Here is a 19,388-nt window from a genome sequence, read left to right as displayed (position 1 = left end):
TTCCTTTATTAACTAAACTGTTTGACTAATATTTAATATGAACACATTATAAAACTTACACTTAACTTTAAGTCAAATAAGATTTTGCTATACTTCTTCAACATCTACTTTTCTATATCTAGCAGAAACACAACCCAACATATTTAATTGCGGTATATTCCATTCATTAGGTAAATAGATGTCACAAGTGATCTCATCGCCTATAGAATTATTAGCTATAAATTGATAGCGCCCTAATTCTTCATTGCTGTATACTCTTTCAACCTGATTTAAAGTAGTGACACCCCAAAATCGACTAAATTCTGACCAAATAATTTCCGTATCAACTTGAGATACCTCAACCTGTAGTCTATATGTTATGCCAACTTTGCATCGTTTTTTTAAGCCCTTTTCGTCAGCACTACAAACCTTAGTGGAGCCTTTATCAAAAGACCATTCTAGACCATCTAACGATTTAATTTGAGTAGAAACAAGATTTATCTGTTATTTTTCGTAATATTGCTTCATTTGTGTATAGCCATTAACGATGACTTCGATTTCACCCGTTCTAGGATGGAAAATAAGACCGTGAATAGGCACATCTTTAGGAATCAAAGGGTTCATGCGCAATTCGTCTACTGTATCCTCTACATTTTCAGCAGGATGTGTAAAGCCATCGGCCCAGCGTTCCATTTCTTTTCTCACCATGTGAATCGCTTCAGGTGCAATGCCACGATCCAACATTTTTTTAGACAAGCTTTCAGCTGTCGTTTTAGCCATACCACATTCATGGTGACCAATGATAAAGATTTCATTTACACCTAGCTCGAAAATACATACAAGTAAGCTACGCACGATACCATCAAAAGGACCTGTAATACAGTTACCTGCAGTTTTAACGATTTTTGCTTCACCGCGACCAATATCCATGGAGTCCTCTAAAAAGTTTACGAGGCGCGTATCCATACATGTAACGATAGCCATTTCGCGGCTCGGCATTTTACTACATTTAGTATCGGTTTCAACGTAACCTGTATTTTGATCTTCTACATATTCTCTATTATGGGCTAAAATATCATCTAATAAACTCATAGTACCTCCTATATAAAAAGACCTTGGCACACAACCAAGGTCTTCATATCAATAATGGTCGATATAAATATTATATCATATGCAGTTGTATACACTCTAAACCATTACCATGTCTGTAATACAGTTACATTATAAATGGACTTAAGTTAGATTTAAAACAGCTCTTATTTATCAGGTGTAGATAATGCTTCGATTGCCACGCTACCACCGCGTACAACTTCAATGCGATTCACGAACATATCTTTAAATAAGGCAATCATGTCATTATTTTTAGATACGGTCTTTACACATTGTATCAGTACAGACTTACGGTTATAGTCCACCACTAAGAGATCAAAGGTTTGAGCAATACGGAAGATTTCTTGTTTATCCGCTTCCTTACAGCTATTAACTTTGATAAATAATAACTCTTTTTTCGTAATCGGCATATCCGTAAAGTCGATAACCTTAATTACCTCTACACTGCGGTTCAATTGTTTAATAATTTGTTCATACGTCAAATCATCACAAGTAAGGTCAATCGTCATACGCGACATAGTAGGATCTTCTGTTTCCCCTACCGTCAATGTATCTAAATTATAGTTTTTACCAGCAAAGAGACCTGAAATTTTAGCCAATACACCGATTTGGTTTTCTACATACGCTGAAATGCAGCGCTTTTTCATATGTACTTCCATAGCCCCTCCTATTTTTTATCCTTTAATAACATATCACTTAAAGATTTACCTGCTGGTACCATTGGCAATACGTTGAGCTCTGTAGGAATGATGAACTCAAGTAAAGTCGGGCCATTTTTGAAAGTATCCGCCAATTGGAACCCTTTTTCAATATCCTCAACTTTAGTAATGCGCATTGCCTTAGCACCATAAGCCTCTGCCAATTTCACGAAGTCTGGCACATATTCAAACTCATCATTATCAATGATATCTCGTGTAACAATGGAGCTTTCATCCATCATCAAATTCGTACAAGCGTACCGTTTATCGTAGAACAATTGTTGCCATTGACGAACATTACCGAGGAACCCATTGTTTAAAACAATTAGCGTCACAGGTAAACGATAGTGCATAGCGGTAGCAAACTCTTGGATGTTCATTTGCACCCCACCATCACCACAGATGGCAAATACGCGCTTATCTGGATTCCCCATTTGAGCGCCTAGTGCTGCAGGGAAGCCATAGCCCATAGTACCAAGACCTCCAGAAGTCAGCATTTGGTGTTGTCCTTGTACCTCTAAGAACTGAGTAGTCCATAGTTGGTTTTGACCTACGTCGGTAGTAACAATTGGGCGATCATAGTGATTATTGATGTAGTCAATGACTGTTTGAGGTGTTAAACCTTCTTCATCAGCTTGCGTTACAGGACGTTCTGCTTTAAGCTGTTGCAGTTGTTCAGGCCAATCACCAAGATCATGAGGCTCAATATACTCTAAGAGTTTTTCAATAGCCAATTTAGCATCGGCTACGATTGGAATATCTACTTTAATATTTTTAGAGATAGATGCTGCATCTACATCGATATGAATAATCTTACAATGTTGTGCAAAGGTACTTAATTTACCCGTAATGCGGTCATTGAAGCGAGTGCCAATAGAAATCATTACATCACAATCTGTGAGTGCCACATTTGGTGCATAGCCACCGTGAATCCCTACATTGCCTAGGTATAGAGGATGACGTGTATCTACGGCCCCTTTCCCCATCAAGGTCGTTACAACTGGAATGCCTGTTTTTTCAATTAAATCCATCATAAGCTGGTTGGCCCCACTAATGCTGACGCCACCACCTAATAGGAACAGTGGTCGCTTAGCCTTAGAAATGATGGAGCAAGCCTTTTTAACTTGCCCTACGTGAACAGCCATATTCGGTTTATAACCGCGAATATTAACCTCTGTAGGATATTCATCAGATCCCATCGCCTTTTGAATATTTTTAGGAATATCTACTACTACAGGACCTGGACGACCGGTACGAGCAATGTAGAAAGCTTCTTTCAAAATGCGCCCTAAGTCTTTACGATCGCGCACAGTGACAGCATATTTACAAATGTTACGGACGATACCAACTGTATCCACCTCTTGGAAGGCATCATTGCCCATAAGACCTAAGTCTACTTGGCCAGTAATACAAACGAGAGGCACACTATCTGCATAAGCAGTAGCAATACCTGTTACAAGATTGGTAGCACCTGGTCCAGAGGTTACCATACAAACCCCTACCTTACCCGTGCTACGAGCATACCCATCAGCAGCATGAGCTAAGGCTTGCTCGTGACGAGGCAAAATAACCTTTACCTGATCTTGTTTATATAATTCATCCATAATATCAATAGTAGCAGCCCCAGGATAGTTAAATAAGATTTCTACCTGCTCCTCTTGAAGGGCTTTTACCAAATACTGCGCGCCTGAAATCATAGGTGTCTCCTTATCTATGTAATACATGCATATTGCATTCTCAATATTCTCGTTAGATATATCTAAAAAATTGAATATCTTATATAGATGTGATATACTCAGTAGTGTACCATATATTGTGGTACATGAGTATGTATAAAATCTCAAATTATGTAAGTATATGTTGATTCTATCTGGAAAGGACAGTGTAACATGAAAGAAATCTTAGGTTTCCACTTAATCGGTTGCCCTTACTGCGAAAACGCATTCCGCGCTATCGATGAACTCGTTGCAGAAAACCCTGCATACGCAGATATTCATATTAACTGGGTTGAAGATCAAGATGCTCACGAGCTCTTCAAAACTCATCCATATGAATACTATCCAAACTTGTGGTTTGACCTCGACAAACAATACGAGGCTCAACCTGGTGAAAGCTATGAACAAACAAAAGCTTTAATCAAAGCTGTATTGGACAAAGCAATCGCGTAATCTAGTATTACATAAAAATGTGATAAATCCATTAAGAAAGAGGCTAGCAAATGCTAGCCTCTTTTTTTGTCTTTCCATTCAAGATACATATGTTTAATTACTTGGATCGGTGATACAAATAACATTCTAGGCCCACCATATCGCATGATTTCACGTATCTTTTCACGATACGCTGGTCCATAGCAATGTGTTTTACATACGCTACAAAAGGTTTTACTTTCCATATGTGGACATACATCAATACGATGCTCTGCATAATGCCAAACGTCTTGGCACTCCTCACATAGTTCACCTTTAGGCGTGTGGTGTTTATCACGACAATAGATGCCAATAATTTGGTACATAGTTTTTAGTTCTAACTTACGTTTTTCATCAACTGTCACGTTAATCTCCTATTTTACAGACCAAGAAACCCAAGCGACCTTATCAACGGTCTTATTATGAATTTCACCATTGATAGCTAGTGGCTCAATGAGATTTCTAATCTCTTCTTTCATATCATCCATAGCGCCCCAGCCGTTATTATGAAGTCGCATAGTAAAGTAATTAACCGCTTTATCAAGGCTCATAACTTCTGTTTCAGGCACTGTTTTATAAGTCACTTTTACATTATGCCCTATTTCATGGATAACATCTAAACATGCTTTCATCTTTCCATCCCAAGGGAATGAGTCGCGACCAAAGAAATGTTCAGATAGCATATCTACCATTTCATCACTGCGCTCGCTGAAAGCAATCCACAAGCATTTATCATGACTTGCTTCGTGCATGGCACGAATATTTTCTACATCAAACATGATGGGACAGAAAATGCTATACGCCAAGTCGAAACTCTTATCCCAACCGAGTTCTCGACGTGTTTCATCAGACCAAGGTGCGATATATAAACTCAGATCAAGACCTTCTGTCTCTGCTAACTGTTTAGCACCTCGAATCATACCGTCAGATAAATCAATACCTGTTGCCTTATACCCTTCACGTGCTAAGCCTAGTGCATAATCGCAAACGCCACAGCCTATGTCTAAAGTGCGTCCACCTGCTACTGGTAATAGATTTTCATCCTTTAAAAATGCTAAAAATTCAGTTACTTGTGCTTTTCGATCCTCTCGATTGTGCATTTCCACAAAATATTCGGAACGGTGATTCCACGCATCTTGCTCATCGCGCCAAGCTTCGTTGACCGTAAGCTCTTGTATTGTATTTGTCATAATATCCCCTCTAATTAGCTACATACAAATATGTACAAGCTATAGATATATAAGTTATAAGTAGTTTTCACTCAGTTAAATTTACAATGTAATTTAACTCTCCCCTATATGCCTAGTGTTCCGTCTAGGAGGTTCAGATTTTCATATAGCTATTTTTATTGTACATCATTCTCAAAATAAAATGTGTTACTCAAGTCACATTTATTATGCTATTTCAATATTATTAAATATGTATTTTCACATAAAGACTATTTAATGTGCTTCTTACAAAAACAAAAGACTCCACTCAGTAAGTGGAGTCTTTTATCTCTCGTTTTGCAAATAGGTTTATACTATCTGCTCATATACATCAATTGAGTATATGATTATTTCTCTTCTTTTTTCTCTACCGGAGCAGGCGCCTCTTCAGTTTTAGGAGCTTCTGTTTCAGTTTTCTCTTCAGTCGTTACACTCTCATTATTAGTAGCTTCACGCTCTTGTCTGATACGTTCTTCTCGCTTAGCTTGTGCCTCTTGTTCTCTCTTTTCAAAGGACTCGCTAACTTTATCGGTAGTTTCTTTTAATTTATCGCGACCTTTCAATGCAAGCTCTTTAATCGCTTCTGGATCGGCACCACTGAACTCAGCCAACGCACCTTCATTATTTGGATCAAAGAACGGAGCTTGTTTAAAACCTAATAAGGATGCTACAAATACCATCGGAATTTGTGCGATAGCACTGTTGTATTGCTTAACTGCATAGTTATAAATTTCCCGTTTATTGGAAATAAATGTTTCGTTTTCGCTAATAGCTTCTAAGAATTTACCATATTGAGTATTGGCTTTCAAATCAGGGAATTGATTTGCTAAGGCAGTAATATTTTGTACCGCCTTAGATGTTTCACGAGCCATTTCTACAAAGTTATCAGAAACTTTCAACTGAATTAGTTTTTCATAATCACCATACTCATTTACAAGACCTGTAAATTGGTTTACGATAGCAACCTTTTTCTCGTAGGCAACGATAATATTAGCACGTGCTTCTTTTATCTCTACAGTCAAATTTTGCAATAAATTGTATTGCTTAATAAAGAAGTAAATCAAGAATACAATTAAGAAAAATATTAGTGTTGAAAGCATAGAACCCTCTCCATTTCTATTACAAATAACAATGCAAATTTGAGAATATTATATCATACCGAATATATAAGAAATATGAAATTTCATTCATGAAGCATAAATTATAGAATACTCCATTTAGTAGTTCGTGCATGTATTTCCATTCGTTTTTCTCCTATAACTAGAGTTAATATAGCTGTTTCATATATTATTTATATTTATTATAATAAAGAAAAGGAGGCTTTGAAAGTATGGGAAAATATATGATAATCCTTATGTTTCTATTGATCGCTGTTGCTGTAGTTTTTGCTACTTATAACTTATCTATAATTAGATCTATGCCTCCTGAAGAGCGTTATAAACTTCTTTACTTTAAGGATGATCAAGTCTCTATAGGCATTGGCTTAGTAAGAAGAACATTTAAATTAAGCGATATTCGTGAGGTACGTTTTTCTAAAGGTAAAAAATTCCGTAGCATGGGCAGCTGGGCCGGCAGAATGCAAATTTGCAAACTAAATGGTAAAACAAGCCGTTGGATAGAATTTGATGGTACTGTCTATTACAAAAAGATGGTATATATAACTAATGAAGAAATCATTGATAAATCAATAGACTTACTGATGAATGAATTCCAAGCACGAGGAATTCGTTGTACTAAATATAGATGCTAACATATAATTTTCTGAACTATACATCAACCTAAAGAATAAAGACACATAAAAAGGCTTCTCGAAATTTCGAGAAGCCTTTTATTTGGTGCGCCTAGCAGGAATCGAACCTGCGCACCCGGTTCCGGAGACCGGCGCTCTATCCCCTGAGCTATAGGCGCATGAATACCTAAAAATTATACCATATAACGCTATGGTTCGGTAGTACAAAGTATATACAAACACTAGGTTCATATAGAAAAGCCCCTAATATTAAGTTGTATATCAACTAATATTAGGGGGTATTTTAATTAAAGACTCTCTTTAATTAATTCTAATAGAGCATCGCAACTGTGACTTACATCGTTATAGGTTTCATCAAAATTCCCAGTATACCAAGGATCCTTTACGTCACGGCTTTCACCAACAAAGGACATAGCCTTATATACCTTGGAGTCTAGATCATCTCCAATGATACGTTTTAAATTACGTGCATTATTTTCATCCATAATAACGAGGTAATCAAAGTTTTGATAGTCATCTATCGTCACTTGGCGAGCCTTACGACGAGTATAAGGAATACCCATTTCATCTAGCTTTTGCTTAGTCCCATAATGAGTATCGTTGCCTATCTCCTCACGAGATGTGGCAGCAGATTCAACACAAATAGAATCGCTTAATCCAGCCTCATTAACGATATGCTTCATATAAAACTCTGCCATCGTAGAACGGCAGATGTTACCGTGACAGATGAATAAAATTTTGGTCATAATACACTCCTTAAATACTAATAGTCCTTACAGCATACGCTATAAGGACTATTAGTGCAATATTTAATTAGAAGTTATGTCGTACCCCTGCATCGATACGCCATGTATTATCTATGGTAGCACCAAAGTTTTTAGTGAATGTACCATATAGATATGTACTAGGACGAATGCTCCAAGAGCCACCGATTTCCGCATCAAGCCAAGTATCCTTCAAGTCAACTGTAGTTTGTACTGTTGGATTACCTGGTGCAGAGTATGTAGTGTTCAATTTACCAGAGAATTCATGAGCTAGTGCTAATTTAGCAAAGATATTGGATTTTTCTGTTTCTTTACCAATGCCAATGCCGAGTCTACCTACAGCAGAGTTCACAGCATCAGATTTAACATGCATGGAGCCACCGCCAACAATAGACGCATCATAGGATACACCTTTTAAACGACCTAAGATAAATTCTACACTAGGATCTATGTAGAAGCCATTTTGTTTCTTAATACGCTTACCATATTCAGCACTCAAGGATGTACCAAATGTATGGTAGTTACCATTCAAACGTTGGCTGCTCATAGAGTTAAGGCTATAGTCGTTGGATAATCTATTACCACGAGCGATAATATCTAGATAACGACCATCATCGTGTTGTTTTGTACCATATAAGGCAACACCACCTAACTTACCATCGCCACTGCCGTTGGCATATGAATTACTAGATGTGCTGTAATCAATAGCCCCACCAAAAATCCAACCATTGGAGGCTTTATGGTCGTAACCTACTTGTACACCATTATATGTCATATGTGCATCAGCACCATCTGTAATCTTAGATTTACCACCTATATATTTAGCCCATATTCCTTTATCTGTATTAGCTAAACGAAGGTCACCTAAACGACGTTGTAAATCATTAGTATTATTTTTCCAGGCCATAACTGTAGAAGTAAGGGCAGATTTCGTGCCACTTACGAGTGATGATTCGCTAGCACGAACAACTTTTGTTGTATCATCTACAACGAGATGACCTTGAGAATCAAAATGATCTGCTCCTAGGTCTGCAACAGCGCTAGGTGTAGTAACGCCTTCATTGATTAGAACTGTTGTGCTAAGCTTCTTATCATTGCCTGTGTATTGTAATTTCTCAGCTAATGCTTGGATATCCTTTTTGTAGCTTGCATCGTCGATGGTATTACCGGAATGGTCGCCTTGCATTGTAATATGGCTATTATCCGCCGCATGTTCAACGATGATTTGCCCTTTTCCTGTATCACTAGCCGGTACACCAGATTTATAAATGGCATTCACATAACCGCTATAGTTCTGAATTGTTATAGGCCGCGCATCGATAGGATGAATGTTACCTGCTGCGGTTGGGTTAACACCACCTACAAGATTGCGAACCTTACTGCCCTTGTATAGGTACGCTGCATTATCCCCTGATGGACGTTCTTTTTTAGGTGTAGGGCGCTCCATACCAATCCACTCATTATTCCAAGTGGCACCATTTTGTAGATATATATCTGCACCAGAATTATGAGGGTTTTTATTGCTTTCAGCATATTCATTTAATACAGCACCTGTGAGACTAGAGTTTGGTGTTGTGAAAGCTAAACCTACATTCGTTGGTTCTTCATTATGGTTTGGATCGCGACCATAATCCTTATCGATTAAGCCTACATTACCAACAGCAACCAAGTCTTTGGTGCCTGGATGTTTTCCATCAGAGCCTGCATTTACATAGATATCGCCCTCTTCAGCTACTACGGAGTACGTATCAGATGTTTCTAAAGGATGGGTAATGATACGACCACCACCATCAACAATAATATGACCGCGCTGATTAGCTTGTAAACCTACACCGATAGCATCAATATCCACATTACCTTTCACATGAATATTAGTATCACCATAGTCTCGATCAGGATTATCTTTACTTAGACGTGGTACCTTGCCGCCATAACCAGCATAGACTGCACTCATATAATAATGACCTAATTCTCGCTTTGATGCTGGTGCATCATTCTTTAATCGTACGATAAGATCTTTGTCTACGGTTAGTTGTGAACCAAAGCCATTATAAATACCTGTAACATTCTTACTTTTACCGGCCTCTGTTAAACTTTTACCATGTACATTAACGGTTAATGTATCCTCTATGTGTTTAACCTCAGGTTGCGTTTGTACTGGTGACCCCATTGTTAAGCCTAGCAATTGCTCTGCTTTATCGCTTGTAGCATTAAATTCTGTAGCCATTGCAGAATAAGACATGCCAGTTAACACTAACGCAGCCATCACAGCCGACACATGACGTTGTAATTTCATAAGTATCTCTCCTTTTTCCCTACCTTGCAGGTAAGTACCCTCACAGAACGACATAGACACCAAAATATAAAAAGACCCCCTAAGTCCAACTTAGGAGGTCTTGTATATCCACACACTCGGTAAAATAAAACTTAATTATTCAGGATTGATAATGAAGGACAATGCGCTGAAGTATTTGTTTTGCTCACCTTTGATTTGAGTTGGGAAGCCAACTTCAACACCTACTACGTTAAGACCATTAGCACTTACTGTAACAGTTGCTTTACCGTTTGCATCAGCTTGGCTTTCGCTAGTAAGATCATTGATTACGTCTTTGATAAGAGGTGCATTTGCATATGGTTTGCCTTCTTTCAAGACTTGGATTTCATAGGTATCACCTTTTTTAAGTGTTAATGGGTTAACGGATGGAATGATTTGGATGAAAGCGTCTTTATTGTCTAAAGGTTTTGCTTCTGCATTCCAGTAGTGAACGTCATATTTGATAGCATGTGTACTTTTTTGAGCACCAGGAACTTCTGTGATTGGTTTATGAACAGTTTTGCCATCCTTGTCTTTTGTCCAGTATCCATAGTCAAAATTAGTTGCTGTTACGCCTAATTTGTCTGTTGGCACGACAGCAATATTTTTTTCATGTTTAACAACTTCTACAGGGATTACTGCACCATTGTTGTCATAGCCTACAAGACCTGTTACCATTTCAGGTTTGTAAGCGTTATCCAAAGGACCTTCGCCTAGAACTAATACTTTTTCATCTAGACGGTTAGCAAAGAATACGCCATGAGCATCAACGGAAGAGCACACACAACCTGCTGCTAAACCTACTGCGAACAAAGAAGCTAAGATTTTCTTATTCATAAGAACCTCCATAATCAATAATTTATTTCAACAAACTTGTTATTATTATACATCGTTATACTTATTTCGTATATACCAATACCCCTATAGTCAAGTTAGTATGCATAGTTAGTATATGCACTCCTATGTATGCTATTCTAACATAATTGATAAAATTATCATCTATTTTTCATGTAGATATAATAAATAAGATTATCTTACTCATGCTAAACGATGAAATCTATGGTTTTCTACCATGTATGAAATATATTGTTTTCTACCATGTATGAAATGCTATTCTTATTCTATTAAAATATAAAAACGACGCCCCCTAAGGAGCGTCGTTTTCTATCTATATAGATATTATTTTTTGTTTTTAGCAGCTTTCGCACGTGCGTTACGATCAAGGATTGTTTTACGCATACGAATGCTTTCTGGTGTTACTTCAACGAGTTCGTCGTCATTGATCCACTCAAGAGCTTGCTCCAAGGAGAAGATACGAGGTGGAGTCAAGCGAACTGCTTCGTCAGAGGAGCTAGAACGCATGTTAGTAACGTGTTTTTTCTTACATGGGTTAACATCCATATCAAGTTCACGAGTGTTTTCACCGATAACTTGACCTGCGTACACGTCTTGGTTAGGGCCAATGAACAATGTACCACGGTCTTGAACAGAGTTCAAACCATATGGAGTAGTTTCGCCATTTTCGAATGCTACCAAAGCACCGCGTGTACGGGAAGGAATTTCACCTTTATATGGTGCATAGCCATGGAATACATGGTTCATGATACCATTACCTTTTGTAGCTGTTAAGAATTGTGCACGGAAACCGATCAAACCACGAGCTGGAACTACGAATTCCATACGAAGGTAACCAGCTAATTCAACCATGTTAGTCAATTCAGCTTTACGTTGACCAAGGTTTTCCATTACAGTACCCATGAATTCTTGAGGTACGTCGATAGTCAATGCTTCAAGTGGTTCGCACAATTGGTCGTTAATAGTTTTGAAGATTACGCGAGGTTTACCTACTTGTAATTCGTAACCTTCACGACGCATCGTTTCAATCAATACAGCCAAGTGCAATTCGCCACGGCCAGATACTTTGAAAGCATCTGCAGAATCAGTTTCTTCTACTTTCATAGAAACGTTAGTTTCTACTTCGCGGAACAAACGATCACGCAAGTGACGAGATGTAACGAATTCACCTTCGCGGCCAGCGAATGGAGAGTTGTTTACGGAGAATACCATGGACAATGTTGGTTCGTCGATGGAGATAGATGGCAATGCTTCTGGATTTTCAGCATCAGCTACAGTTTCACCAATGTTGATATCGTCGATACCAGCGAATGCAATGATATCGCCCATTTCAGCTTCGTCAGCTTCAACGCGGTTTAAACCATTATAAGTATATACGCGACCAATTTTCGCTTTACGAGTGCTTTCACCATTCATGATAGCTACTTGTTGGTTAGTTTTCATTTTACCGCGAACAATACGGCCTACAGCGATTTTACCGATGAAGTTATCGTAATCAAGTGTAGTAATCATGAATTGAAGAGGACCTTCCATATCACCTTGTGGTGCAGGAATTTCATCGATCAATGTTTGGAACAATGGCTCCATGTTTACCGCTTCATCATCCCAGTTAGTTTTAGACACACCAGAACGAGCAGATGCGTATACTACAGGGAAATCAAGTTGATCATCATCAGCTTCAAGTTCCATGAACAATTCAAGAACTTCGTCTTCAACCTCTTTAACACGTTGGTCTGGACGGTCGATTTTGTTGATAACTACGATTGGTTTCAATTTTTGTTCTAATGCTTTACGCAAAACGTATTTTGTTTGAGGCATTGGACCTTCGTAAGCATCTACGAGAAGCAATACGCCGTCAACCATGTTAAGTACACGTTCTACTTCGCCACCGAAGTCAGCATGGCCTGGAGTATCAACGATGTTGATTTTGATGCCATTATGCATAACTGCAGTGTTTTTAGACAAGATAGTAATACCGCGTTCACGTTCCAAGTCGTTGGAGTCCATTACGCGTTCTGCTACCTTTTCATTTTCACGGAACACATGGCTTTGTTTTAATAACGCGTCCACCAAAGTAGTTTTACCATGGTCAACGTGGGCGATAATCGCTACATTTCGAAGATTTTCGCGAATCATAAGATCCTCCCTTTAATTCCTTCAGTATATTCTATATCACATAGCGCTTGTGAAAGTAGCTATGTAGGTATATTCCCAAAATTGGCAACACTTAATTATAACGTAGTCTATAGAAAAAAGTCAAAGAAGTACAGGATTTCTAATCATGGCAATTTCTACATTTGATTATACTTTTGACTCATCTTAAGGCTAAGTTAGCTATCTAAGCATAGGATAATAAAAAAGATTCCTCATGATACTTGCCTCGAATAAGATAAGAGGAACATTACATAAGAAATCTTTTATTAGTATTGTATTATTCTTCCCCAATCATGCGGACTTCTGGTTCTAGATGTACACCATGTTGGTCATATACGCGTTTTTGTACTTCTTTGATAAGATCAAGCACATCTTTAGCTTTAGCATTGCCAGTGTTGATAACAAAGCCAGCATGCTTATGAGATACTTGTGCATCACCAACAGATAACCCTTTAAGACCTGTTTGTTCAATCAAAGTACCTGCAAAATACCCTGGTGGGCGTTTAAAGGTTGAACCTGCGCTAGCATACTCTAAAGGTTGTTTAGATTCGCGCTTTTCTGTGAGCTCATCCATACGAGCCTTAATAGCATTTTTGTCGCCAGGTTGTAATGTCATAATAACCTCCCCAATAACCTCATGGTTATCGTGGAATACGCTATGACGATATCCGAAATCTAAGTGAGATGCATCGTATTCTTTAATATTGCCTTGGAAATCTACGGCGCGTACTGTAGTGACTACATTGCTCATTTCCCCGTCATAAGCACCTGCATTCATAAATACAGCACCACCGAGCGTACCTGGAATACCAATGGCAAATTCAAGGCCAGATAATCCGTTTTCCCAAGCAAATTCAGAAGCATCTTTTAACATATAACCAGAACCAATGCATAATACATTATCATTACAATCCATGATTTGTGTCATATGTCGAACCGATACGACAGCACCGCGAATACCACCGTCTTTCACCAAAATATTGGAACCGCAACCAATAATAGTTACAGGCACTTGTAATTCGTGAATGGTACGTAACGTAAAGCTCAACTCATCCATCGTCGTAGGTTCAATAAATAGATCGGCAGGACCACCAATTTTAAATGTCGTATGATGACAAAGCAGTTCCTGTTCTCGTACACGTGTACTAGGTAATTTCTCTAATAAGGCTTCTTTTAAGGCCTTAATGTTTTGCTTGTTGTTGTTCGCCATGATCTAACACTTTCATCCCCTCAGTGATTGGTTCGCTAATGATTTTATAGATATCATTAGAAATCTGGCTCCAACGCATTTGAGCTTGCAAATAAGAAGTCGCTGCAGCATTTTCTTGAATTTGAGGCATCAATTCCTCTTGTTTCTTTTGCAATTCATCTGCTTCTGGAGCACCGGACAACTTAGCGTATTCCCATTGCATTTGTTGTGCCATAAATGTGCGTACCAAAGCCGTTGCTACTGCATCAGCCTTCACTGCTTCTTGAGCAGCCATTAACTCTTTGTACTCTTCGGATTCACGCATAGCGTGAGCTAAATCATGAGCTTTATCGTAGTTCATAATATCCTCCTCTAACAACACCGTACGAAACACTACCTGTCATAGAGATTTGGTAGGTTCTTTAACACATACTTATAATATATCCCTCTATAGTGAAAGTATAATTATTTAGGTTGAATCCAGTTTCCTTCTGCTTTAAGATCTGGATAATCAAGTTGACGCATGCCTTCATAGGCAATGATAGCCACTGCATTAGACAGGTTCAAAGAACGAGCTTCATCTACCATTGGTATACGAATGCAAGTATCCTCTTTACCTTCTAAAAGACTTTCAGGCAAGCCTCTTGATTCAGGACCAAAGACGAGCATATCCCCGATTTCATAATTGACCTCGGAATGTGTATGCTTAGCCTTTGTAGTAGCATAGAAATATCTACGATCTGGATATTTCTCATATAGTTCTTGAATATTTTCATGTACTTGCACATCTACCAAATGCCAGTAATCAAGACCCGCTCGTTTTACATGCTTATCATCGATAGAAAAGCCAAGCGGTTTGATAAGGTGCAAGGTCATGTGATTGGCGGCGCATAAACGCGCTATATTTCCTGTATTGCCAGGGATTTCTGGCTCATAAAGTACTATTTCCATTATCGTTCCCCTATTCTTTATATCTATATTATTCTACAAAGGAACGCACAAAATGTCCACTTTTCCCGCCTTCTTTTTCTACGAGGTATGTAGGGCCCATAATCATGCCTTTATCAATGGCCTTACACATATCGTATACGGTGAGTAAGCCCACTTGAACTGCTGTAAGGGCCTCCATTTCAACTCCTGTTTTACCAGTTGTTTTAACGATGGCACGTACCTTAACGGCTTTGTTGTGATTTTCATCGGTACAAGCCGGACTTTCACCATCTACTAAGGTGCAGTGAACCTCAACCTTAGTCAATGCCAACGGATGACATAGGGGAATGAGATTACTCGTTTGTTTAGCCCCCATAATAGCCGCTAGTTGCGCTACACTTAGGACATCGCCCTTTTTCATAGTACCAGCTGTGATACGCTCATAAATAGCGTCGTTGATGGCAATAAAGCCTTCCGCCACAGCTGTGCGAGATGTAATGTCCTTATCGGACACATCTACCATCCAGGCATTACCATCTTGATCAAAATGTGTTAAATCCATACTATATCCTTACTAATCATGCATAAATTATCATCTATAGTTTTATTTTCATTAGTTATATTATACAATAGAATTAACAATTATATGTATAAGGAAGGAAGTGTTCCTATGAAAACAAAACTAACTTATTTCGGCCACGCTTGCTTTATGCTCACTCGCGGTGATGTATCCATGATTTTTGACCCATTCTTAACGGGCAATACATGGGACATCGCTAAAAAAGAAGATATTAAATGCCAATATATCTTTGTTAGCCATGGTCATGACGATCATTACGGCGATACAGAGTACATCGCCAAAGAAAATGATGCCCTCGTTATCTCTACTGCAGAGGTAGCAGGTAAAGCAGCTGCTGCTGGTTGCCGTGCTCATGCTATGCATTTAGGCGGCAAATTCGACTTCGAATTCGGTTCTGTTCGCATGGTTCCTGCCTTCCACGGTGCTGGTATCCCAGGCGGTCATGCAGCAGGTTGCATCGTAGACTTCTACGGCGATATTCTTTACTTCGCTGGCGATACAGCACTCTTTAGCGACATGAAATTATTGAGTCGCTTTGGCGATATCGACTACGCATTGCTTCCTATCGGTGATAACTTCACGATGGGCGTTGAAGATGCGGCGCTTGCCGCTTCTTATGTAAAAGCGCGTATCTCCATTCCAATTCACTACAAAACATGGCCTGTTATCGACCGTGAACCAGGTGTATTCACAAGCTTAGTTGAAGGCAAATATAATCAAACAGCCCTCATTATCGAACCAGGTTCCTCTATCGAGCTTAATAGCTAATCCCAAAACATGACATAGAAATGACGCAATCCATTGGAATTGCGTCATTTTTTATTGTTAAGTCCTAAACAAAACCTAATGAAATAAAGTGATTTCCTATTGGCCTAGAACTCTTGGTTTGCCATAGAGAAGCCCCCACGATTGGTCATGCGTACAAACTCATCAATATCTTGTGTTTCATCTACACCTACATAGCCTAGCTCTCGAACTAAACCATATGGATTGTGCAAAGATAATTGAGGGTTCTCACCTGTCAGCACCCAAAGTACTTTATAGCCTTTTGGAGCTTCTCGGAGGCGCTCCTCTCCTTTGCCATCCGTAAAGTAAACTAGTAAATCCACACGATTTTGATTAGCTAAAGAGAACACAGGCGCAAAGGCTGTGGCACCACGCACATCGAGACGCGGCTTAACGTCCTTCACCGATTCCATCGTATAGGTACGGCGCACTTCGTTATCGCATTCCACTACGGTAATGCGGTGATTATAGGCATGCACAATTTGCAGTACTTGCTCTAATGCATTGGTAAACTCAACATCGGTAATACTGCCACTCATATCGAGAGCTACCCACACATTCGCCTTATGTTGGCGCAAAGTGCCAGATAATTCAAGGCGCTCTGGCTGACGACGATTGCGACGCATCGTCGTTTTTTTGTAACCGCGGGCTACCTTCCCCATCAATTTTTTAAGGTAAAAATACCAAGGCAAGGCTCGACGCGTCTTTTGGAACGTATCGATGAGACTTTTCACATAGCCTTCCATATCGCCTTTGGAGGCTTCGTTAATATAACGCTCTGTAATTTGATCCATCGTATCTGTGTCAATAGAATCAGATTCATCCCAAATATCATGACTTGTTTGAGGATCAAACTCCATGGCTACTGCCGTTTCTGCATTGTCGATAGGCACAAAGAGATCTGTCTTCTCTTTCATGACCTTGTCGATAGCCTTCGCATAGTACTCAATGGTACGGAACCGTTTTAACAATAAACCAAAGCGCTCATTCACATTAGCTACCGTTACCGCATCACGGTCCACATGTTCAAGATAATCGTTTACCACCATATCCATAGCCATGTGAACGGCTGTTTTGTGAAAGCCTTGGCTCAATGCTTTCACCCGCATCAAGTGAGCCGAAATGATATGAAGAATTTCCCGCTTAATGCCATCCTTCATCACATCCGGCGGTTGGCGTAATAAGATAAACGGATTTACATAAAGTACATAGCCACCTTGTTTTAAATTAATGCCAAAAGCACTGGTCATATCAAAGCGAATGCGATGAGCCATTTGTAAATAAAAATAACCAAAGAATTGGTCCTCTTCAAGGAGTAAGCTATTTACATCATGCAAAATATTCCATAATCGTTGCTCAAAGGCAGGTGTCATAACTGCTTGCTGCATAACGGCAAGATTTGTGCCTTCTACCTCTATATCTTCAAGAGCTCGACCAATAGTCCCAATATGGCTATCAGACATATTATGGTTCATCAAGTCCGCCGCTATACGTTCAGGTGCCATGCTATGATGTTGCTCTTCATAGCTATCTACATAAGCCTCATAGGTAGCGTATATTTGCGTATATAAAGCCTCTGCTTCGCGATGTATGCGTTCTCGTTTCGCATGCCAACGATCGAGAGCCTCAATGGCATCCGCATCATAAGAGCCAGTCTTTTCCCAACTATCAATATGCGTCAGTAAGTCCGACGCATCGCGAATATCGTCCTTATCTAAATTTCGTTGCATCATTCCACCTCCTTTTCGTTAAACATCAGATTTTATTTAAAATTATTTTTGTGCTTCAAAGAAGGTATCGACGAACAAGTCATCTTCAATGGCATAGGCGTATACGCGTTCATAGGTATTGCGTAAATCTTTCATAACCGCTACGCGCAAATCACCTGGGTACAATGTAAGGAATTCAATGAAATGATGAATTTCTTCTGCATTACTATTGCGATTTAAACGATGTAACATATTTTTAGCCGCTACATATAGACGAGTTGGGCTTTCACCTTTAACCTGTTCAGCCATAGACATAATAGCACCTGGTTTTTGAACCGCCCCTAATACATCATCAAAGGTAATTAGCGGTTCTTGATCAGACTCGATAAAGCTTACAAAAGCCTCTGCAATGAGTTTACCAACGTTACCACGAATCACATTCATAAATACGTCACGACTATAAGCTGAACCCTCTTGTTTTTTATAAATCGTATATAGACCAGACACGCGTTCGAAGGAACGAGGTGTAGCATCAATATCGTCTTCGTGGCGTTGATTTAAATATTCAGGATAAGAAGAAATGAATTCGATAACCTTTTCTTCAATGCCTGCGCCGATAGCCCAGTCGATCCATTGCATGTAATCCGCATTCATATAGAGCCATACAAAACGGTTTTGTTGTGCTGGGTCCATATCGATAGTTTGATAGTCAAAAGAATCCTCAGGATTCATGGCCGCAATAATGCGCACTTGATCGCTTAAGGAGAAACCATTAATTTCGCGATTCAAGATAAGGTTCATCAACTCTTGTTGTACCGCATGTTCCGCACGGTTAATTTCGTCAATAAACAGCAATACTTGGCGGCCTTTATCTACGGCTTGTGCCACATGTTCTAACGTATGATGCACAGCATATACCGTAGTTTTCACTTCACGAGTGCGGCCATGACCATCTGTGTGCGTCACAGTTTCCACCGTAGGTAAACCGCCGATTTCACCTTCTTTTAAAAGGTTACCGTCGATAGTAACGAGTTCCCAATCATGTACATCTGCTACGCGCGCTGCGAGAGATGTTTTACCGATGCCCGTTTCACCGACGAGCAATGGTACTTGATTTGCGGCAAGCACTAATTCAACGCTCGCCATTGTATCTATAAAGTTCATTGTATCTCCGTT

Annotated in this window: 19 protein-coding genes and 1 tRNA gene; 3 read left to right on the top strand and 17 right to left on the bottom strand. The window is 39.2% G+C overall.

Annotated elements, in window-relative coordinates:
- Positions 1 to 483: 483 nt before the first annotated feature.
- The 3 genes from RYM16_RS00235 to ilvB all read right to left on the bottom strand — a co-directional run bounded on the left by RYM16_RS00235 (position 484) and on the right by ilvB (position 3,484).
- On the bottom strand, positions 484 to 1,071 hold the full coding sequence (locus RYM16_RS00235) for a carbonic anhydrase (protein ID WP_265138649.1): 588 nt from the start codon (positions 1,069 to 1,071) through the stop codon (positions 484 to 486).
- 164 nt (positions 1,072 to 1,235) lie between these two features.
- Positions 1,236 to 1,748, bottom strand: coding sequence for an acetolactate synthase small subunit (gene ilvN / locus RYM16_RS00230; RefSeq protein ID WP_105098491.1), 513 nt, complete (start codon positions 1,746 to 1,748; stop codon positions 1,236 to 1,238).
- Between the two features lie 8 nt (positions 1,749 to 1,756).
- Positions 1,757 to 3,484, bottom strand: coding sequence for a biosynthetic-type acetolactate synthase large subunit (ilvB, locus tag RYM16_RS00225; RefSeq protein WP_105098492.1), 1,728 nt, complete (start codon positions 3,482 to 3,484; stop codon positions 1,757 to 1,759).
- Between the two features lie 192 nt (positions 3,485 to 3,676).
- Between ilvB and RYM16_RS00220 the strand changes: the two genes are divergently transcribed.
- Positions 3,677 to 3,955 carry a hypothetical protein gene (locus tag RYM16_RS00220; protein WP_024063760.1) on the top strand — a complete coding sequence of 93 codons (279 nt, stop codon included), beginning with the start codon at positions 3,677 to 3,679 and terminating at the stop codon, positions 3,953 to 3,955.
- Positions 3,956 to 4,008: 53 nt separating this feature from the next.
- Here RYM16_RS00220 and RYM16_RS00215 read toward each other — a convergent pair whose 3' ends face one another.
- The 3 genes from RYM16_RS00215 to RYM16_RS00205 all read right to left on the bottom strand — a co-directional run bounded on the left by RYM16_RS00215 (position 4,009) and on the right by RYM16_RS00205 (position 6,281).
- Positions 4,009 to 4,338, bottom strand: a complete 330-nt coding sequence (locus RYM16_RS00215; RefSeq protein WP_314981642.1) for a nitrous oxide-stimulated promoter family protein — start codon at positions 4,336 to 4,338, stop codon at positions 4,009 to 4,011.
- A 9-nt stretch (positions 4,339 to 4,347) separates the two neighbouring features.
- Positions 4,348 to 5,163, bottom strand: a complete 816-nt coding sequence (locus tag RYM16_RS00210) for a class I SAM-dependent methyltransferase (protein ID WP_314981641.1) — start codon at positions 5,161 to 5,163, stop codon at positions 4,348 to 4,350.
- Between the two features lie 365 nt (positions 5,164 to 5,528).
- Entirely contained in the window at positions 5,529 to 6,281 is a 753-nt protein-coding gene (locus tag RYM16_RS00205; RefSeq protein WP_314981638.1) for a LemA family protein, read from the bottom strand.
- 230 nt (positions 6,282 to 6,511) lie between these two features.
- On the opposite strand from RYM16_RS00205, the gene RYM16_RS00200 reads away from it, so the two are divergent.
- Positions 6,512 to 6,931 carry a hypothetical protein gene (locus tag RYM16_RS00200; protein ID WP_314981636.1) on the top strand — a complete coding sequence of 140 codons (420 nt, stop codon included), beginning with the start codon at positions 6,512 to 6,514 and terminating at the stop codon, positions 6,929 to 6,931.
- A gap of 83 nt (positions 6,932 to 7,014) precedes the next feature.
- Here the strand turns inward: RYM16_RS00200 and RYM16_RS00195 are convergent.
- From RYM16_RS00195 to moaC, 9 genes are all read right to left on the bottom strand, one after another.
- Positions 7,015 to 7,089 (bottom strand) — tRNA-Arg (locus tag RYM16_RS00195).
- 129 nt (positions 7,090 to 7,218) lie between these two features.
- Positions 7,219 to 7,677, bottom strand: coding sequence for a low molecular weight protein-tyrosine-phosphatase (locus tag RYM16_RS00190; protein ID WP_288992366.1), 459 nt, complete (start codon positions 7,675 to 7,677; stop codon positions 7,219 to 7,221).
- Between the two features lie 67 nt (positions 7,678 to 7,744).
- Positions 7,745 to 9,991: an autotransporter outer membrane beta-barrel domain-containing protein gene (locus RYM16_RS00185; protein ID WP_314981635.1), complete on the bottom strand. Its 2,247-nt coding sequence runs from the start codon at positions 9,989 to 9,991 to the stop codon at positions 7,745 to 7,747.
- 135 nt (positions 9,992 to 10,126) lie between these two features.
- Complete coding sequence (locus RYM16_RS00180) at positions 10,127 to 10,846, bottom strand: DUF4198 domain-containing protein (RefSeq protein WP_105098498.1); 720 nt, start codon at positions 10,844 to 10,846, stop codon at positions 10,127 to 10,129.
- A 342-nt stretch (positions 10,847 to 11,188) separates the two neighbouring features.
- Positions 11,189 to 13,000 carry a translational GTPase TypA gene (typA, locus tag RYM16_RS00175; RefSeq protein WP_314981633.1) on the bottom strand — a complete coding sequence of 604 codons (1,812 nt, stop codon included), beginning with the start codon at positions 12,998 to 13,000 and terminating at the stop codon, positions 11,189 to 11,191.
- Positions 13,001 to 13,295: 295 nt separating this feature from the next.
- Positions 13,296 to 14,228, bottom strand: coding sequence for a UDP-N-acetylmuramate dehydrogenase (gene murB, locus RYM16_RS00170; protein ID WP_314981631.1), 933 nt, complete (start codon positions 14,226 to 14,228; stop codon positions 13,296 to 13,298).
- A complete protein-coding gene (locus RYM16_RS00165; RefSeq protein WP_314981629.1) occupies positions 14,200 to 14,568 on the bottom strand; it encodes a YlbF family regulator in 369 nt (122 codons plus the stop codon). The genes murB and RYM16_RS00165 overlap by 29 nt, the downstream gene beginning before the upstream one ends.
- A gap of 104 nt (positions 14,569 to 14,672) precedes the next feature.
- A complete protein-coding gene (trmL, locus tag RYM16_RS00160) occupies positions 14,673 to 15,158 on the bottom strand; it encodes a tRNA (uridine(34)/cytosine(34)/5-carboxymethylaminomethyluridine(34)-2'-O)-methyltransferase TrmL (protein ID WP_105098501.1) in 486 nt (161 codons plus the stop codon).
- A gap of 28 nt (positions 15,159 to 15,186) precedes the next feature.
- The gene (gene moaC / locus RYM16_RS00155; protein ID WP_314981627.1) at positions 15,187 to 15,699 is read right to left on the bottom strand and encodes a cyclic pyranopterin monophosphate synthase MoaC; all 513 of its coding nucleotides are present in this window, start codon (positions 15,697 to 15,699) and stop codon (positions 15,187 to 15,189) included.
- Between the two features lie 108 nt (positions 15,700 to 15,807).
- On the opposite strand from moaC, the gene RYM16_RS00150 reads away from it, so the two are divergent.
- Positions 15,808 to 16,485 (top strand): metal-dependent hydrolase, encoded by a 678-nt coding sequence (locus RYM16_RS00150; protein WP_314981625.1) that lies wholly within the window; start codon positions 15,808 to 15,810, stop codon positions 16,483 to 16,485.
- Positions 16,486 to 16,589: 104 nt separating this feature from the next.
- On the opposite strand, the gene RYM16_RS00145 is transcribed toward RYM16_RS00150, so the two are convergent.
- Together RYM16_RS00145 and RYM16_RS00140 are read right to left on the bottom strand one after the other, a co-directional pair.
- Complete coding sequence (locus tag RYM16_RS00145; RefSeq protein ID WP_314981745.1) at positions 16,590 to 18,233, bottom strand: VWA-like domain-containing protein; 1,644 nt, start codon at positions 18,231 to 18,233, stop codon at positions 16,590 to 16,592.
- Positions 18,234 to 18,275: 42 nt separating this feature from the next.
- Positions 18,276 to 19,376, bottom strand: coding sequence for an AAA family ATPase (locus RYM16_RS00140; RefSeq protein WP_314981623.1), 1,101 nt, complete (start codon positions 19,374 to 19,376; stop codon positions 18,276 to 18,278).
- Between the last annotated feature and the right edge of the window lie 12 nt (positions 19,377 to 19,388).

The organism is uncultured Veillonella sp. (genome assembly GCF_963524655.1).
Taxonomy (GTDB): Bacteria; Bacillota; Negativicutes; order Veillonellales; family Veillonellaceae; genus Veillonella.
The sequence above is the reverse complement of the archived record's forward strand: the minus strand, read 5'-3'. Positions and strand labels throughout refer to the sequence as shown.

What these genes read in the sequence shown, in the direction of transcription:
- RYM16_RS00235 (WP_265138649.1), bottom strand. Translation starts at nt 1,071, where the DNA reads ATGAGTTTATTAGATGATATTTTAGCCCATAATAGAGAATATGTAGAA.
- ilvN (WP_105098491.1), bottom strand. Translation starts at nt 1,748, where the DNA reads ATGGAAGTACATATGAAAAAGCGCTGCATTTCAGCGTATGTAGAAAAC.
- ilvB (WP_105098492.1), bottom strand. Translation starts at nt 3,484, where the DNA reads ATGATTTCAGGCGCGCAGTATTTGGTAAAAGCCCTTCAAGAGGAGCAG.
- RYM16_RS00220 (WP_024063760.1), top strand. Translation starts at nt 3,677, where the DNA reads ATGAAAGAAATCTTAGGTTTCCACTTAATCGGTTGCCCTTACTGCGAA.
- RYM16_RS00210 (WP_314981641.1), bottom strand. Translation starts at nt 5,163, where the DNA reads ATGACAAATACAATACAAGAGCTTACGGTCAACGAAGCTTGGCGCGAT.
- RYM16_RS00205 (WP_314981638.1), bottom strand. Translation starts at nt 6,281, where the DNA reads ATGCTTTCAACACTAATATTTTTCTTAATTGTATTCTTGATTTACTTC.
- RYM16_RS00200 (WP_314981636.1), top strand. Translation starts at nt 6,512, where the DNA reads ATGGGAAAATATATGATAATCCTTATGTTTCTATTGATCGCTGTTGCT.
- RYM16_RS00190 (WP_288992366.1), bottom strand. Translation starts at nt 7,677, where the DNA reads ATGACCAAAATTTTATTCATCTGTCACGGTAACATCTGCCGTTCTACG.
- RYM16_RS00185 (WP_314981635.1), bottom strand. Translation starts at nt 9,991, where the DNA reads ATGAAATTACAACGTCATGTGTCGGCTGTGATGGCTGCGTTAGTGTTA.
- RYM16_RS00180 (WP_105098498.1), bottom strand. Translation starts at nt 10,846, where the DNA reads ATGAATAAGAAAATCTTAGCTTCTTTGTTCGCAGTAGGTTTAGCAGCA.
- typA (WP_314981633.1), bottom strand. Translation starts at nt 13,000, where the DNA reads ATGATTCGCGAAAATCTTCGAAATGTAGCGATTATCGCCCACGTTGAC.
- murB (WP_314981631.1), bottom strand. Translation starts at nt 14,228, where the DNA reads ATGGCGAACAACAACAAGCAAAACATTAAGGCCTTAAAAGAAGCCTTA.
- RYM16_RS00165 (WP_314981629.1), bottom strand. Translation starts at nt 14,568, where the DNA reads ATGAACTACGATAAAGCTCATGATTTAGCTCACGCTATGCGTGAATCC.
- trmL (WP_105098501.1), bottom strand. Translation starts at nt 15,158, where the DNA reads ATGGAAATAGTACTTTATGAGCCAGAAATCCCTGGCAATACAGGAAAT.
- moaC (WP_314981627.1), bottom strand. Translation starts at nt 15,699, where the DNA reads ATGGATTTAACACATTTTGATCAAGATGGTAATGCCTGGATGGTAGAT.
- RYM16_RS00150 (WP_314981625.1), top strand. Translation starts at nt 15,808, where the DNA reads ATGAAAACAAAACTAACTTATTTCGGCCACGCTTGCTTTATGCTCACT.
- RYM16_RS00145 (WP_314981745.1), bottom strand. Translation starts at nt 18,233, where the DNA reads ATGCAACGAAATTTAGATAAGGACGATATTCGCGATGCGTCGGACTTA.
- RYM16_RS00140 (WP_314981623.1), bottom strand. Translation starts at nt 19,376, where the DNA reads ATGAACTTTATAGATACAATGGCGAGCGTTGAATTAGTGCTTGCCGCA.